This window comes from Gemella sp. GL1, assembly GCF_013415365.1.
Classification (GTDB): Bacteria; Bacillota; Bacilli; order Staphylococcales; family Gemellaceae; genus Gemelliphila.
In genome coordinates, this window is record NZ_JACBYB010000013.1 from 104,263 (window position 1) to 121,021 (window position 16,759).

Below are 16,759 nucleotides of genomic sequence, written 5' to 3' on the forward strand. Positions count from 1 at the left end.
TAAATTCCTTAAGCAAAACATAAATAGCAAACTTACTACGAGTAGTTTTGCTATTTTTTCTCTTTAAAAATTATAAAGAATAAAATCGTATTTTTTCTGACAAGGATAATATTTAACTTAGCCTAATAATATCTTTAAACTTGTCTAATTTTTCTTTATCCAATTTATGACTTATCATAAATACCGTTAATTCTTTATTATTCAATACTAAATCTTCTATCTTGTCTGATGTTCTTTCATCTTGACTTGATGTTATTTCATCTAAAAATAATATTTTTTTATTCCTAATCAATCCCCTGGCTAAAGAGATTCTTTGTTTCTGTCCTCCAGATAAATTTCTTCCCCCTTCTTCCAGTTTTGTATATATTCCTTTTTCTAAATTAGATACTAAGTCGTATAGACCTACTTCTTTAAGTATATTATTTACAGTGTCATCATCATATTCATCTCCTAAAGTAATATTAAACTTAATATCATCATTAAAAATATAAGGATCTTGTGCTATATAAATTATCTGATTGTATAAATCACTCTTTTTTATATCCTTAACTTCTCTATTATTTAACTTTATACTACCTTTATAATCATCTAATCTCCCTGTTAATAATTTAAAAAGTGTAGATTTACCACTACCACTTTCCCCTAAAATAGCATATTTATTTCCAGCTAAGAAAATATAATTAAAATCATTAAATATAATTTTATCACCATAAGTATAGAACAAATTTTTTATATTAAAAGTATTTATCTTTTCAACAAAATTTTTATGGCTATTATTTTTTAAATCCACATTCTCACTTTCTAAAATATACTTGTTAATTTTTTTAAAAATAGGATTTACCGTTTTTAATTCAATACTAACATTCATAATATTTCCTACAGAGTTAAATATAGTAGAAGATAGGGCTTCTATTGTCAAAATAGAACCAAAACCTACTATATTTTTAATTGCTAAAAATCCAGTTAAGGCAATTATACCTAGCTGACTCAAAACATTACCTATTCCTCCTAATACTGCAGCTCCTGCTAAACTTTTTCTTAAAGAAACAGAAGTTTTTAAAATATTATTAGATGTATTGAACATAGTTTTGTTTAAAATATTCAGTTTATTAAATGATAATAAAACATCAAAACCTTGCAAGATATTAGTATTTTTAGATACAAAATTTTCTAGAGATTTTGTATAAAGGGTTGATCTATCTTCTATTTGCTTGTTTAATATACTAGGGAATAGTAAAGTTATCATAGCTGAGAATAGGGTGAATAGAATAATCGACCAATGAAAAGCAAGTAGAGCAATAATAGCTAAAATAGTTTCAATTACATAGGTTACTATCTGATAAAAATTAGCAAATCCTTTTTGTTCTATAAGCATCAAATCATTGTTTAACCAAGATATATAGTCACCTGTTTTTTATTATGAAAAGTATTAAAATTATTCTTAGTAATAGAACTAGAAATATCTAAACGAATATCTGTAATCATTTTTTGTGTAACATAATTCTCATAAGTTATCTTTAAATATAAAGAAAGCAAATAAAATAAAAATATAAGTCCAGATACTTTTATATAGTAATTAAACTCTTCAATATTATATTTTATCAATTCAGTAAAGGCATTACCTATACAGTAGGCTGATCCTACCTTTAAAGCACCTCCTAAAAAAATCAAAATAAATAAAAAGCTATTTTCTCCTAATCTATTTAATAAATATTTTTTCATAATTTCATAATCCTCCCTTATTCTTAAAGATAAATATTTAATAAGTCTAAGATATACAAGTTTCTTAAGAAGAATAGCCGCATAATAAAATTCAATTCCACAATCATCATAAACAAAACATAATTCATCTTTTAATCTTAAAATCATAAAATACTCATTTTTTTCAGAAAATTTAAAGGGAGAATTAAAAAATGATTAAAGAATCCAAAATTACTCAACATGAAGCAATTATTAAGATAGCTATTTGTATAACTAACAAATAAATCTTTCATAGGAAAAAGGCGTGAATTTAATTCACGCCTTTTCTTACTATCTACTAACTATATTGTAGTATAGTCTTGATGTTGTTTTATAGATAATAAAGTAGAAAACTATAAATACTGCCACTGTTGCTAACATAGCATATATAAATGTAGATGTATTTCCAAATGACAATAGTTTTAACATTTTCTCTATTATTGGATAAGCAAATGTTACATGAATTGTAGCCACTACTAATGGTGCAAAGAATATTAGTAAAACTTGGCTCTTTATTGATGATTTTATCTCCTTGTCTTCTAGCCCTACTTTTTTCATGATTTGGAATTTATCCCTATCATCATATCCTTCTGATAATTGTCTATAATACATTATCAGTATTTGCGATACTAAAAATACTGATGAAATCAAGATTCCTAAGAATAAGAATGAGGCATATAAATTATTTATACTTGCTGCTAAATCCTTTCTTGAATCTGATGTAACAACTAGACTAATCCCATCTTTATCCTCAACAAGTCCCAAATTGTCTGTTTTTGTATTAATTAAAGTTTCCAAACTTTCAATATCTTTTATAATTTCATCTTCCTTACTAGCATCTACTAGATTAAAGCCATAAAATATTTGTCCTTTTAATGGAGTTGATCCCTCTCCAAGACTACTTACATAGTTTTCTTTTATTTTATCTATTTCTTTTTGATCTTTTACTACAAGAAAGTAAGTATCTGTTATATTAGCATTAAAGTCGGGAATTTCTATTTCTTTTTCTGCCCTCTTAACCTTATACTCTAACTGATTTATCCTAAAATTTTCTGGGACATTATTATTTCTTAAATCACTAAATAAAATTTGACCATCATCTAAACTGTCACTTGATGAAGTATTTTTATTATATTCATCCAGACTTATAATTATTACTGTTAAGATCTTGTCCAATTTGTCTATATTTGGCTGGGTAAATTTTATTCCATCTTGAAATTTTTCTCCTACTATAGTTGTATAAGCAAGATCTATTACATCCTTCATTTCTGTTCCCTTAGATTTTACTATTTTATCATACTCATTTTTTAATTTTATATAGTTTTCTTGACTTCCTCTATGTACATTAACCGTAATATCTCTTGGTGCAGAAGTTTCTATACTTTTTTGGACACCTACATATAAGCTTGTTGTTGAACCAATAGTTACTAGTATCATTGCTGATAAAATACAAATATTAGCTAGTCCTATAGCATTTTTCTTTATTCTAAACAAAAGGTTAGATATAGAAATAAAATTTTTGGTTTTATAGTATACTGCCTTATTCTTTTTTAAATTCTTTAATACAAAAACTGAGAATACTGTAAAGAATAGGTAAGTTCCCGCAATTACCGCCAGTACTGCAAAGAAGAATTCTTGAATTGCTTTTAGGGGCGTTTCAATTATTAAGGATTGATAGTAGCCATATCCGATTAAAACAAGGGCTAGTAGGGATAGGATTATATTTCCTCTAGGTTCTTTTTCTCCTTTTTGAGCATCTTTTAAAAGTCCTATTATCGACATCATTTTTATCTTGATAATTGTACTTAGTAAAATTAATAAATATATAAGTCCAAATACTAGAATAGTTGTTATTACAGCAAAGGATGAAATATAAAATCCTAACTTGACTTCTCCTTCTACTAACTTCATAAGAAATAGATAGGCTAATTTATCTAAGACCATACCTAGTAAAATTCCTAATCCTGTTGAGCTTAGATAAATATAGATGGTTTCTAGTGATAAGATTCTGATAATCTTATTTTTATCTATTCCTAAAACCGCATAAAGCCCCAGTTCTTTACTTCTACTTTTTACTAAAAAACTATAAGTTGAAAATAGGAAGATAAAAATAAAGATAGCTACTATTACTTGGCCATAAGATAAGAGCTGTTTTAAGGCTGCAGCTCCTCTTAAATCGTCTATTCTAGGATTACTTATGATAGAAAGCATTATATAGAATAGGGACGTTAAAATTGTCGATGCTATAATATAAGGCCAGCTTATTTTTTTATTTTGTTTAATATTGCTTAAGGCCAATTTTCTATATATACTAGTCATTGTTGTCACCTCCACCTTGTAGTAGGCTTAGAGATTCAGATATTCTCTTATACATTTCTGTATTGCTTGCATCCCCCTTGTGTAATTGATGAAAAACTATCCCATCTTTTATAAATAATACTCGTTTAGCTCTTGCTGCTGATTTGATAGAGTGGGTTACAGTTACTATGGTTTGACCAGTCTTATTAATAGCTTCAAATATATCAAGTAGGGTGTCTGTTGACTTAGAGTCCAGGGCTCCTGTTGGTTCATCTGCTAGTAATAATTTTGGCTCTGTGATTATAGCTCTTGCTACTGCAGCTCTTTGTTTTTGTCCACCAGATACTTGATAGGGATATTTGTTTAATAATTTATCAATTCCTAAAGATTTACTTATCCCTTTTACTTTTCTTTCCATTACTTCTGCTTTTTGCCCTTCTAAGACTAAAGGCAATAAAATATTATCTTTAATTGTTAGGGTGTCTAATAAATTAAAATCCTGAAAGACAAATCCTAGATTTTCTTTTCTAAATTTGGCTAAGTGTTTTTCTTTTAATTTGCTTAGATTTGTATTTTCTAAGATTATTTCACCACTTGTTGCTTTATCGAAAGTTGCAATGATATTTAATAGACTAGTCTTTCCTGAACCCGACTCTCCCATTATGGCAACATATTCTCCTCTCTCAATAGAGAAGTTAATATTTCTTAAGGCTTCCGTCTTAACTCCTCCAAATTTACTGCTGTAAGTTTTCTTTAAATTCTTTACTTCTAATATCATCTTGTTCCTCTTTCTTTTTTATTTCATACTATTATTGTACTTCCTAATTTACCTGACAACAATCGATTTTCCTTACAAAATAAGATCCAATCTTACATTTCTGTAAGATTGGATCTCTGGATTCTAATTATGAATTTTTTATTTATATTTTTCTATTTAAGATGGGTCTAGAAAATCTTACTTTTTCTCAGAAAAAGCTGTTTTGGATAAAATTAAGGGGGTAAACATAAAATTTGCAAGGTGCAAAATCATATATACTTTTGTATCTATTATTGCATAGCTTTTTAGATAAAATATAATCGCACCAATTGATATTATTAGTAGATATGCTATTATAAATTTCTTCCATTTTACATTTATCTTTATATTTTTCTCAAAGAAAATACTCTTCACTAAAATTAAAGGTGTAAGTATAAAATTCGCAATAAGCAGTATCATGTACAGACCTGTATCTATTACTTCATGGTTTTTTAAATAAACTACAATTGCACTAATTGATACTAGTAGTAATATCGTTATTACAAAAGACTTCCATATTTTAGCATTGTGACGCTCCATAAGTGGCTACACCTCCTATCACGGTTCCTGTTGCCCATAATGCCCAACCAGCTGGTCCAGTAGCTCCTAAAACTAATCCTAATGCTCCATAACCTGCTCCTACACCTAATCCTCCCCAAGAAAGAACATTAGAACAAACACTTCTAGATGTAGGCTGATTTTTAACATGATCTATGAAACTATATAATTGTCCCTTAGTACCTTGTTTTATAAGTTGACTATTTAAATTATTTACTAATCTTTGAACATCTTTAGATGTAATATTCGCATTAATTTTTTTCAATCTTCTATCTAATGAAGAATCTTTAATAAATATAAATCTATAAGAATTATTAACTTTGTTTAATTTAATATAATCTTTAACTATATTTCCTATAGCTTTATCTTTTTGAGAAATTCGAACATTATTGGTTGATTGTGTTGTCTTTGCTTCAGCAACATTATTAAAATTATTATTCAATGTAGCTAAAGGACTAATTAATAATCCAGCAGTTAATAAAGCACTTGTTAATTTAATTGATTTTTTCATAATAAGTTCCTCCTATGAAAATACTGTAAATATAAAGCGTAAATAATTAAGAAGATGAGTAGCTACTATTTTTTCTTCACCTACAATATAACATAAAAACAAGTAAAAAAACAGTCTTATTTTTTTGAAAAATATATGATATAATAGAAGGGTAAGGGCTTTTATTAGTTTTGTTCTTTCTTTATATATTACAAAAAATTTGAGCAATATTATAAATAAAAAGTGATTAATATCACACTTTTTATAATTTATTAGTTTACTATCTTGAAAATGACTAAAGATAATTTTTAACAAGTAATCAACCTTGAAAAAGAAAAAGACAGGAGTCACCCTGTCTTTTTTTGTATATGATATTTCTTATAATTTTCTTGTCTATAGTACATTAATTTAATATAACTTGGTGACTATTTTTATTTTGAAATATTTAAAATAGAAATAGTCTAATCTCATTATAAAACATTATCTTTTACAGCTTTTATTTTTACCTTTGTTCCCACATTCATCTCTGACTCAATTTCTAACTGGCAAGATATTTTGTCTGCTGCTTTTTTACTTAGATATAGACCCAGACCTGATGATTGTTTGTCTTTTCTTCCATTAAAACCAGTGAATGATTTTTCAAATATTCTTGGAAGGTTATCCTTGCTTATACCCATACCTTCATCTTCTATTACAAGAGCTTCATTTTCTTGATAAATCTTTATTTTCCCCTTATTTTTACTATACTTTATAGCATTTGAAATAATCTGCTCAACTATAAATTCTAGCCATTTTTTATCACTTATATAAATTATATCAAGCTTTTGATAGTCTAAATTAATAGATTTAGATATAAATAGGTTGGCATATTTTTTTAAAATCTTATTTACAACTTCTTTCATTAGGACTTGTTCTGCCTCAATATCATTATTTTTATCATCAAGTCTTATATAACTTAAAAGTAAGTCTACATATTGTTCTATTTTGAAAAGTTCTATCTCTAATTTTTTCTTATTTTTATCTTCTAAATTTTCAATAAGAAAGGATAGGGAAGCTATAGGTGTTTTTATTTGATGTATCCACATTGTATAGTAGTCAATTGTCGACTGTAATTCAAACTCTTTTTTATCAAATATTCTTATATTTTCTTTTTGGAGCTTGCTGGCTAAGTCTAAAATTTTATTCTCCATATAGGTAAAATAATCTTTCTCATCTTTCAAATCATAGTCTAAATCTTTTTGAAAGTTTTCCAGAATTTTTGTTTTCTTTCTATATTTATAATAATCATAGGCGAAATATATAAATAGTAATAGCCAAGAGATAAAAATAGGGTATAGGCTTATTTCATAATCTACGCCATATAAAATATTAATTACCAATATCATAAACAAACTATTTATAAGTAATAATACTAGTAAAACAAGCTTATCTTTTAGATATTTCTTCATTAAACTATGTATCCTTTACCTTTCTTAGTTTTAATAAAATCTACTATGCCCACTTCTTCTAGTTTTTTTCTCAATCTATTGACATTTACAGATAGGGTATTTTCATCAACAAAAGAATCATTATCCCAAAGACCTCTCATTATTTCATCTCTTGTTACTATATTTTCCCTATTTTCGAGTAGTATGGCTAATATTTTTGCTTCATTTTTTGTAAGTTCTATAGACTGTCCCTTATAATTAACCTTATCCTTATTTAGGTCAAAAATTAAGTCCTTATAACTTATAAGATGTTTATCAGAATTAAAGTTATAGACCCTTCTTAAAATAGCGTCTATTTTTGCTTTTAAAACAACTAATTTAAAGGGTTTAGCTATAAAGTCATCAGCCCCCATAGATACAGCCATTACTATATTCATATCATCTGATGCTGAAGACATGAAGATAATAGGTATCTTACTAAGTCTTCTTATTTGTTCACAATAATGATAGCCATCAAACTGTGGCAAATTAATATCCATTAAGACTAGATCGGGAGAGTAGTCCACAAAATCTTCTATCACCCTAGAATAATCTCCTGCTATTTTGCTTTCAAAACCCCATTTTTCTAAATATTCAACTATAGAACTTGCGATTATTTCATCATCTTCTATTATCATTATTTTGTACATACTTCTCTCCTTTTTGTTCCATGTGAAACATTTTTATTTTCCTAGACAGAATCTTGAGAATAATTCATTAATTAATTCTTCACTTGTATCTTCGCCTATTACTTCTCCTAGTAATTTGAAAGTATTAGTATAATCTATTAATACCATATCTACCTCTAGTCCTATTTCTGCTGCTGAAATTGCCTCGTTTAGACTTGTTAAGGCTTGTTTTATTAGATTTATTTGTCTTGAATTTGATAGATAGGTAGCATCTTTTTGCCTTATCTTTCCATCAAAGAACATATCTCTTATATTTTTTTCTAGGTCCTCAATTCCCAAGTAAGAGGTCATAGATGTTTTAATAATAGGGTGTCCATAAGATAGTTTTTCTACTTCTTCTAAATCAATTTTTGTTTCTAAGTCTAGTTTATTTAAAATTATAATTATTTCTTTGTTTTGCGTTAATTTTAGCAATTCTCTATCAACATCACTTAGCTCATCTGCTGAGTTTAGTAAAAAGAGAACTAGGTCTGCTTGTTCTAAGGCCCTTCTTGAACGCTCTATTCCTATAGATTCTACCAAATCGTCTGTTTCTCTAATTCCTGCTGTATCAATAAGTTTAATAGGAACTCCCTTAATATTCACATGTTCTTCTAAAACATCACGTGTAGTTCCTGCTATATCTGTTACGATTGCCTTATTTTCCTGTAGCAAGTTATTAAGTAGTGATGATTTTCCTACATTTGGACGTCCTATAATGGCTGTATTTAGACCTTCTTTAATGATTTTTCCTTGTTTCGAAGTTTCTAACAAGTTTTCTAAGTCTTCTTTTATTGATTTTGATTTTTCAAGTATTGTTGATGTTGTCTCTACTTCTAAATCATCGTATTCTGGATAATCAATGTTTACTTCTACTACTGCCAATATATCTAAAATTTCAGCTCTCAATCTCTTGATTAAGTCTGACAGTCTTCCCTGCATTTGATCATTGGCAATCATTGAAGCCTCATCTGTCTTAGATTTGATAAAGTCAATTACTGCTTCTGCTTGAGATAAATCAATTCTTCCATTTAAAAAAGCTCTTTTTGTAAATTCTCCTGCTTCTGCCATTCTAGCTCCATTATCCAAACAAAGTTGCAAGATTTTTTGAATTGTTATAATCCCTCCATGACAATTTATTTCTACTATATCTTCACAGGTATAAGTTCTTGGGGCTGCCATTTTAACAGCCATAATTTCTTCTATAATTTGGTCATTTTCTGGATCATAGGCATGTCCATAATTGATTGTATGGCTATCCACTGACTGAATTGTTTTTCCTTTTGGCAATTTTAATATTTTATCTGCAATTTCAAAAGCTTTAGGTCCACTAAGCCTTACTATTCCAATAGCTCCCTCTCCCATAGCCGTCGATATGGCTGCGATTGTTTCTGTCATTATCATTTCTCAACTTTCATAATATTTCTTTTATAATTATAAACTATTTTAGATAAAATAAAAAGAAGTGTAGATTTCTACACTTCTTCTTAAATTTCTACTTAAAAATTTTAAAACATCAAAATCCAGCTCTTAATTTTTATAATTCTTCTTTCTTTATTAGGTCTAGTTCATAAAGAGCTGATTTAAAATCATATTCATCATATTCTTTTTTTAGAATATATAGGGCTCCATTCTTATAGGCCTGCTTCTTATAAATATGACCAGCACTCGAACAAATCATAATTATTGCTTTAGGATCATCCTTCACTATTTCTTTACTAGCATCAAGACCATCAAGATTTGGCATACAAATATCCATAGTTACTATATCAGGTTGAACTTTTCTATATTGATCTATAGCTTCATATCCATCTTTAGCAAAAAATACTTCATTTCCCAGCTTTCTTTGAATATCTGCTCCCCTTTCTCTATAATATCCTGAATCATCTACTATTAAAACTTTCATAAGATTACCTCCTACCAAGCTGTTATTATTAAGTATCTATGTGGTTCTTTTCCTTCTGACAATGTCTCTACATTTTTAATATTACTCAGAGCATTATGAATTATCTTTCTTTCTTCACTTATCATAGGTTCTAATTCTACTGGTCTTCCTAATTTTTTAGACTTTTTAGCCATATTTAGGGCTAATTCTTCTAGGGTTACTTTTCTATTCTGCCTGTAATCTTCACAATCTACTATAATTTTAAAGTAATTATTTGTAAATTTTTTAGCATAATTATTTGCTAAATACTGTATTGAGTTAAGGGTGTTACCTCTTTTTCCTATCAAGAGGCTAGAGTTGTCTACATCTTTTATTTTTAAAAGATATATCTTACTTGCCATCAAGTCAAAATCAATACTTGCTGTTTTGAATCCCATTGAGTGAACAATGTTTCTAATATAAGTAACAATAGCTTCTTGATTTTTTATTATCTTATCTTCTTTTTTTACTACTTCTTGTTTCTCTTGATTTTCAGATTCTTCTATAATTTGACTTGTTTCTTCAAAATCTTGAGATTTTTCTCCCATAGTCTTTTCTAAATCTTTTTCTTCAAGATTTTCATTATCTTCTATCTGGCTAGCAATTTCTTCTTTTGCTAAATCTTCTTTTATTTCAGGAGAGTTTTTTACTTCTATCTCATCTACTTCTACTTTTTTTGCTGATGATTCTATGATTTCTTCTTGACCATAGTCGTTGGCTAGGGGACTTAGTCTTACTAAGGCTTCTTTTTTAAATAATCCAAAAAATCCAGCCGAACCAGCTTCTAATACTTCTATTTTTACCTTATCTTCAGATAAGTTTAATTCTTTTAATCCTTCTTTTATCGCATCATCTACAGAATTTGCTTTATATTCATAGTTACGCATTCTTTTTCCCTCTATATTTTCAATAATTTAGTATTTCTTAAAATATGATTTATTGATTTCACAAAATCCTCAAAAGATATGTTAACAGCACCAGCTCTTATTATTATAATTATATCTCTATCCACTATCCTATCCTTATGCTGCTTGATCGCTTCTCTTACATAACGCTTTAGTTTGTTTCTTTTATGAGCCTTACCTAATTTTTTACTAACAGATATTCCTAATCTAAAGTGATCCTGCTGATTAGGTGAGTGATAGATAACAAATTGCCTATTGGCAAAAGATTTTTTTCTTTTTATTATTGTATGGAAATCTTTTTCCCGTTTAATTCTATATTCTTTTTTCATTTATAAACCTTTCTATCACTTCATTTTATCAGTTAAGGTGCTTTTTTACAACAATTTATAGTACTTTTTTTCACAATTTTATATAAAAAAATAAAAATAGCCCTTAGGAATCAATCCTAAAGGCTATTTTCTATTTTAGGCTATTTAATTAAGCTGAAAGAACTTTTCTTCCTTTAGCTCTACGTCTTGCTAAAACATTTCTTCCATTTTTAGTACTCATACGAGCTCTAAATCCATGAACTTTTGAATGTTTTCTTTTATTTGGTTGATACGTACGTTTCATTTCAGTCCTCCTCGAGTTTTTTCTTTAATGCGATAGATGTAATAACTATAAAATAATACCATAGTCTAAATCAAAAATCAAGTCCTCTCTGACTTTTAATTAAATTTAGCTATATTTTTTCTTTTCCACAAGTTTTATATTTTTTGTTAATAAGTATGTTGATAACTTGTTAATTTTATAAAAAATTCTTCAGCTTTTTAACAGTTTTCCACAAGATTTAATTAAAAAACCCCAGTTTTCAAATAAAAGTTTTCCACAACTTTTGAAAACTTTTTAAAAAATTTATAATCCTTTTTATAACGGGATTTATTTCTTTTAAAACTTGTTAATAACTTTCTTAGTCGCTACTCATTATTTTATTTTTTAACAGTTTTTTGTTAGTTTTTAAATAGACTTATTAACAGTTTTTATATCTTTTTCCACAGTTTGTTTAAAACTTCTTCTTATGTTATAATATTTTTACAAAAAATGGGAGGTTTTTCTATGAATGATTCTAATTTTTTATGGCAAATTATTTTGAATCAATTAAAAACAGAATTAAATTCTGAGGTTTATTCAACTTGGATTGAACCTAATTCTATTGAAAATGTCGATATGCAAAATAAGACTCTTACTATTGTTAGTTCAAATACTCTTATTTCTTCATATTTACAAAATGTTTTTGACTCAAAATTTAAGGAAATTTTAAAAACATACACTACTCTTGATTTTCAAATTTTCTACAATTTTACAGGCAACACTAATCCTATAGTTTCTGCACCTGTTTCTACGTCTATAATTGCTGAACCTACATCAGTTGAAAATACATTTGAAAGTAATATATTAAAGAAATTTAATTCTTCTAATGAAACATCTAGGCAATCATTTCCCAAGAAATATAGAAATGATTTTTATACAGCTCCTTCTAATAGTGAAACTTTAAAAACGTCTAAACAAAATCCTAACCTAAATAAAAATTTTACTTTTGATAATTTCGTAGTTGGTGATGGAAGTAAACACGTTTTTAACTTAGCCTATGCTTCTGCATCAACACCTGGTGCTCATAATCCAGTCTTTGTCTATGGGGGAGTTGGTCTTGGTAAAACACATCTACTCCATGCTATAGGTAATGAGATGGAGCTTCAACACCCACACTTTAAAATAAAATGTGTTACTTCTGAACAATTTTTAAATGACTATCTTAAATCAATAGGTAAAGGTCCTGAACATCAAATTGCATCTGAAAAATTTAGGCAAGAATATAGATCTATTGATGCCTTATTGATTGATGATATTCAGTTTTTTTCTGGTAAAACTGGACTCCAACAAGCTTTTTTCCATATTTTTAATGAACTCTATAGTAGCCAAAAACAAATTGTTCTTATAAGTGATAGAGATCCTAGCCATCTTGATGGTTTAGATGATAGATTAGTTTCTAGGTTTGACTCTGGAGTTATAGCCGATATTACTCCACCAGATTATGAAACTCGTATGAGAATTATTACAGAAAAATGTGAAGGTCTTGGTCTTTATCTTTCTGAAAATATTGTTTCATTTATTGCTGGTAATGTTTCTGGTAATATTAGGCAAATCGAAGGAGTACTTAAAAATATTAAACTTATGACTGACAATGGGGCTACTGCCTCTTTAGATTTAGTGGAGGATATTTTAAAACGTAGGACTAAGTCTACTAAAAAGGTTATTCTTCCTGAGAATATTATTAACATTACATCTGATTACTATAATATTTCTGTTGATGATATTTTTTCAGCAAAACGTGTTAAAGAAATAGTTACTGCTAGAATGATTGCCATCTATCTGTGTAGAGAACTTACAGACCTGTCTTTACCTGCTATTGGTTCAATCTTTAATAAAGATCATTCATCTATACACTATGCACATTCTAAAGTCCTTTCTATGATAGCTGAAAATAAGAATGATATTCTTAAACATATAGAGTCTATTAAGGAAAAAATGAATTAAATAAAAATCAACAGAAATTTGTAAAGTTTTTAACAAGTTTTCCACAGCTTAAATCTGTCAAATTTCTAAGTTTTTAAACTTTTCCACAGTTTTAACAGGACTTATTATTATTATTTATTAATATATTATATATATAAGGAGCAAATATGAAATTTACAATATTAAAAAATTATTTTTTAGATGCATTAAATACTATATCTAAAGTTATAATTCCTACACCAGCTTTTGATATATTGAAGGGAATTAAGTTTGATTTACTAGCAGATAAACTGATCTTAACTGCCAGTGATTCTTTGGTATCTATGGAATACACTATAAATTCATATATTGATGATAAAGAGGTTATAGATATAGAAAAAACAGGACAAGTAGTTATTCCTTCTAAAAATTTTATAGAGATTATAAAAAAAGCACCAACTGATGAAATTTTTATAGAACTTATTAATCAACAAATAAAAATTAAATCGGGTAATAGTGAATTTAATATCCTAGTCTATGATGCTGATGAATTTCCAGAACTACCTTTGGTAGCTAAAGAAAATAATTTTAAAATTTCATCTACAGTCTTTAATTCTATAATTAAAGAAACTCTGTTTTCTGCAGCAATAAATGATCAAAGACCTATTTTAGAAGGAGTTAATCTTGTATTAGAAAATAAAAATTTAACTGCAACTTCTACAGATTCACACAGAATGAGTAAAAGAAAGCTGATTTTGAAAGATATTGAATTGGATAAAAAGTTTAATATGATAGTTCCTAGAAAGGCTCTTCAATATATTCAAAGGCTTACTGAGAATCTAGATAATATTTTAGAAATTTACTATGAAGAAAATAGAATTTTATTTGTTTTAGATAATATCTTATACTATGTATCCTTAATAAGTGGAAAATATCCTAATACTGATAAGTTAATTCCACAAGATTATGAATGTTCTATTGATGTAAAAAGTAAAGAACTATATGATGGAGTAGATAGGGTATCCTTAGTAAGTAGAGATGAGAAAAATGATATTGTTAAAATTCAAATAGAAAATGGCAAGATAAAATTATCTTCAAATTCTAAAGAAATGGGGACTGCTGAAGAGAATGTAGATGTTATGAATATTGACCAAGTAGATGACTTTGAAATTGCAGTTTCCGCAAAGTTCTTAAAAGAGGCAATTACTGCAGTAGCATCAGAAAATGTTATTATCAACTTTTCTGGAGAATTAACAGCCTTCACTATTCAGCCTAGTGATAAGCACAGAGATATAATTCAAGTTTTATTACCGGTTAGAACATATTAGGAGTAAGGCAAATAATGAAAAATAAAAAAATAATAATTTTATCTGTAATTTTATTGGCCTTGGTACTGAGAACGCCCCTAACAGGAGTAGGGGCTATTATGGCTAGTATAAGGGAAAGTTTAGCTATTAATAATACCACAGCTGGATTTATAACAACACTACCCTTAATAGCATTTGCTATAGTAAGTCCATTTGTTACAGTATTTTCTAGAAAATATGGTTTAGAGAAAGTCTTACTATTTTCAACAATTTTAATATCCAGTGCTCTGCTACTAAGATTTTATATAAGTATACCTATGATATTTTTATCAACATTTTTAATTGGAGTAGGTATAGCAGTAGGAAATGTCTTGATGCCAGCTTTTGTAAAAAAATACTATTCTAATAAGATGGGATTAATGACAGGATTATATACAGTTCTTATGACACTTGGTGCAGCTGTTTCTTCAGCAATAGCCTATCCCATAGTAAGGTCAAATATTGGAAGTAAAGATTTTTCTCTAGGGCTTGCCCTAAATAATGCAGTTATTATAGCTATACTTGCAAGTATCTTATTATGTATTTTGAGCATGACTATAAAAAATGAAAAAATAGAAGCAGTTAATGAAAAAAGTAAAAATATTACAAATATATTTTCAAACCCTAAATTATACTCAATGATTTTAACTTTTGGTATGCAGTCAGCTTTATTTTACTCGAGTGTAGCTTGGTTTGGAGAGATAATGATTGATAAAGGATTTACTAACACAGAAGCGGGATTACTAGTATCAGTAAGTCAATTTGCCCAGTTTCCAGTAACATTTGCCATGCCAATATTAGCTGAAAAAATAAAAAATAAAGTACTGATTCCTGTATTTATATTTATCTGTTACTTTACATCCAGCTTAGGATTTATGTTTGTAGATAAGAATTTAAGTTTAATATTAGTAAGTATTGTACTATTTGCATTAGCTGGAGGGGGATCATTTTCTTATGTAATGTATTTATTCTCCGCTAAAACCAATAATATAGAAGAAGCTTCACTAGTATCAGGAATTTCTCAATCAGGAGGATACTTATTGGCAGCTGTCTACCCACCAGTCTTAGGATATATAAAAGATGCAAGTTCTTGGACATATGCACTGATAGTATTTTTAATTACATCAATTCTACTATTATTTACTATGCTTCACTTATCAAGTAAAGGAAATATATTAAAATAATCTATGAAATAATATTGAATTTTAATATTATTTCATTAATATATCTTCTATAAAAATATCTAATTATTTAGCTAGAAATGAAAAAAATATTAAAAAAATCAAAAAAAGTATTGACAGTAAGAGAGTAGTAGTATATAATAGAAAAAGTCTTGAGAGAGACAGAAAAGAATATAAAGAAATAAGCGGGTGTAGTTTAGTGGTAAAACCTCAGTCTTCCAAACTGATGTTGTGAGTTCGATTCTCATCACCCGCTCCAGATTTGAACATTGAAAACTAAAAGAATTAAGTCAACGTTAATTCCAAAAGGACAGTCTTAAAAGAAAGACTATAAAGAACTTTAAGAGCTAATCAAGCTAACAAAAATAATTTTGGAGAGTTTGATCCTGGCTCAGGACGAACGCTGGCGGCGTGCCTAATACATGCAAGTCGAGCGAAGTTTAAGAGATGCTTGCATCACTTGAACTTAGCGGCGAACGGGTGAGTAACACGTAAAGAACCTGCCTCATAGACTGGGACAACTACTGGAAACGGTAGCTAATACCGGATAATATATTTCTTTGCATGAAGGAATATTGAAAGTCGGTCAAGCTGACACTATGAGATGGCTTTGCGGTGCATTAGCTAGTTGGTAGGGTAAAGGCCTACCAAGGCGACGATGCATAGCCGACCTGAGAGGGTGATCGGCCACACTGGGACTGAGACACGGCCCAGACTCCTACGGGAGGCAGCAGTAGGGAATCTTCCGCAATGGACGAAAGTCTGACGGAGCAACGCCGCGTGAGTGAAGAAGGATTTCGGTTTGTAAAACTCTGTTGTTAGGGAAGAATGATTGTATAGTAACTATATACAGTA

General features: G+C 28.3%; 16 protein-coding genes, 1 tRNA gene and 1 rRNA gene. 5 read left to right on the forward strand and 13 right to left on the reverse strand.

Going from position 1 to position 16,759, the window contains the following annotated elements; all coding sequences use genetic code 11:
* Positions 1 to 112: 112 nt before the first annotated feature.
* The 13 genes from HZY82_RS04020 to rpmH all read right to left on the reverse strand — a co-directional run bounded on the left by HZY82_RS04020 (position 113) and on the right by rpmH (position 11,457).
* Positions 113 to 1,375, reverse strand: a complete 1,263-nt coding sequence (locus HZY82_RS04020) for an ATP-binding cassette domain-containing protein (protein WP_228098238.1) — start codon at positions 1,373 to 1,375, stop codon at positions 113 to 115.
* A gap of 11 nt (positions 1,376 to 1,386) precedes the next feature.
* Positions 1,387 to 1,869 carry a hypothetical protein gene (locus tag HZY82_RS06625; RefSeq protein ID WP_228098241.1) on the reverse strand — a complete coding sequence of 161 codons (483 nt, stop codon included), beginning with the start codon at positions 1,867 to 1,869 and terminating at the stop codon, positions 1,387 to 1,389.
* Positions 1,870 to 2,031: 162 nt separating this feature from the next.
* Positions 2,032 to 4,059 (reverse strand): FtsX-like permease family protein, encoded by a 2,028-nt coding sequence (locus HZY82_RS04025; protein WP_179938748.1) that lies wholly within the window; start codon positions 4,057 to 4,059, stop codon positions 2,032 to 2,034.
* Entirely contained in the window at positions 4,052 to 4,816 is a 765-nt protein-coding gene (locus HZY82_RS04030; protein ID WP_135157100.1) for an ABC transporter ATP-binding protein, read from the reverse strand. Before HZY82_RS04030 ends, HZY82_RS04025 begins: the two co-directional genes overlap by 8 nt.
* 177 nt (positions 4,817 to 4,993) lie before the next feature.
* On the reverse strand, positions 4,994 to 5,374 hold the full coding sequence (locus HZY82_RS04035) for a hypothetical protein (protein WP_135157098.1): 381 nt from the start codon (positions 5,372 to 5,374) through the stop codon (positions 4,994 to 4,996).
* Complete coding sequence (locus tag HZY82_RS04040; protein ID WP_179938750.1) at positions 5,355 to 5,903, reverse strand: hypothetical protein; 549 nt, start codon at positions 5,901 to 5,903, stop codon at positions 5,355 to 5,357. Before HZY82_RS04040 ends, HZY82_RS04035 begins: the two co-directional genes overlap by 20 nt.
* Before the next feature lie 449 nt (positions 5,904 to 6,352).
* The gene (locus HZY82_RS04045) at positions 6,353 to 7,330 is read right to left on the reverse strand and encodes a sensor histidine kinase (protein ID WP_179938752.1); all 978 of its coding nucleotides are present in this window, start codon (positions 7,328 to 7,330) and stop codon (positions 6,353 to 6,355) included.
* Positions 7,330 to 7,998, reverse strand: a complete 669-nt coding sequence (locus tag HZY82_RS04050; RefSeq protein WP_179938754.1) for a response regulator transcription factor — start codon at positions 7,996 to 7,998, stop codon at positions 7,330 to 7,332. The genes HZY82_RS04045 and HZY82_RS04050 overlap by 1 nt, the downstream gene beginning before the upstream one ends.
* Positions 7,999 to 8,031: 33 nt before the next feature.
* Entirely contained in the window at positions 8,032 to 9,420 is a 1,389-nt protein-coding gene (mnmE, locus tag HZY82_RS04055) for a tRNA uridine-5-carboxymethylaminomethyl(34) synthesis GTPase MnmE (RefSeq protein WP_228098242.1), read from the reverse strand.
* 133 nt (positions 9,421 to 9,553) lie between these two features.
* Positions 9,554 to 9,922 (reverse strand): response regulator, encoded by a 369-nt coding sequence (locus HZY82_RS04060; RefSeq protein WP_135157088.1) that lies wholly within the window; start codon positions 9,920 to 9,922, stop codon positions 9,554 to 9,556.
* A gap of 11 nt (positions 9,923 to 9,933) precedes the next feature.
* Positions 9,934 to 10,827, reverse strand: a complete 894-nt coding sequence (jag, locus tag HZY82_RS04065; protein WP_135157086.1) for an RNA-binding cell elongation regulator Jag/EloR — start codon at positions 10,825 to 10,827, stop codon at positions 9,934 to 9,936.
* Between the two features lie 11 nt (positions 10,828 to 10,838).
* The gene (gene rnpA, locus HZY82_RS04070) at positions 10,839 to 11,174 is read right to left on the reverse strand and encodes a ribonuclease P protein component (protein ID WP_135157084.1); all 336 of its coding nucleotides are present in this window, start codon (positions 11,172 to 11,174) and stop codon (positions 10,839 to 10,841) included.
* 148 nt (positions 11,175 to 11,322) lie between these two features.
* Positions 11,323 to 11,457, reverse strand: a complete 135-nt coding sequence (rpmH, locus tag HZY82_RS04075) for a 50S ribosomal protein L34 (protein ID WP_003144116.1) — start codon at positions 11,455 to 11,457, stop codon at positions 11,323 to 11,325.
* A gap of 483 nt (positions 11,458 to 11,940) precedes the next feature.
* On the opposite strand from rpmH, the gene dnaA reads away from it, so the two are divergent.
* The 5 genes from dnaA to HZY82_RS04100 all read left to right on the forward strand — a co-directional run.
* Complete coding sequence (gene dnaA, locus HZY82_RS04080) at positions 11,941 to 13,419, forward strand: chromosomal replication initiator protein DnaA (protein ID WP_135157082.1); 1,479 nt, start codon at positions 11,941 to 11,943, stop codon at positions 13,417 to 13,419.
* A 146-nt stretch (positions 13,420 to 13,565) separates the two neighbouring features.
* Positions 13,566 to 14,705 (forward strand): DNA polymerase III subunit beta, encoded by a 1,140-nt coding sequence (dnaN, locus tag HZY82_RS04085; protein ID WP_179938756.1) that lies wholly within the window; start codon positions 13,566 to 13,568, stop codon positions 14,703 to 14,705.
* Between the two features lie 14 nt (positions 14,706 to 14,719).
* Positions 14,720 to 15,907, forward strand: a complete 1,188-nt coding sequence (locus tag HZY82_RS04090; protein ID WP_179938758.1) for an MFS transporter — start codon at positions 14,720 to 14,722, stop codon at positions 15,905 to 15,907.
* 182 nt (positions 15,908 to 16,089) lie between these two features.
* Positions 16,090 to 16,163, forward strand: a tRNA-Gly gene (locus HZY82_RS04095).
* 109 nt (positions 16,164 to 16,272) lie between these two features.
* Positions 16,273 to 16,759, forward strand: a 16S ribosomal RNA gene (locus tag HZY82_RS04100); the annotation flags it as partial.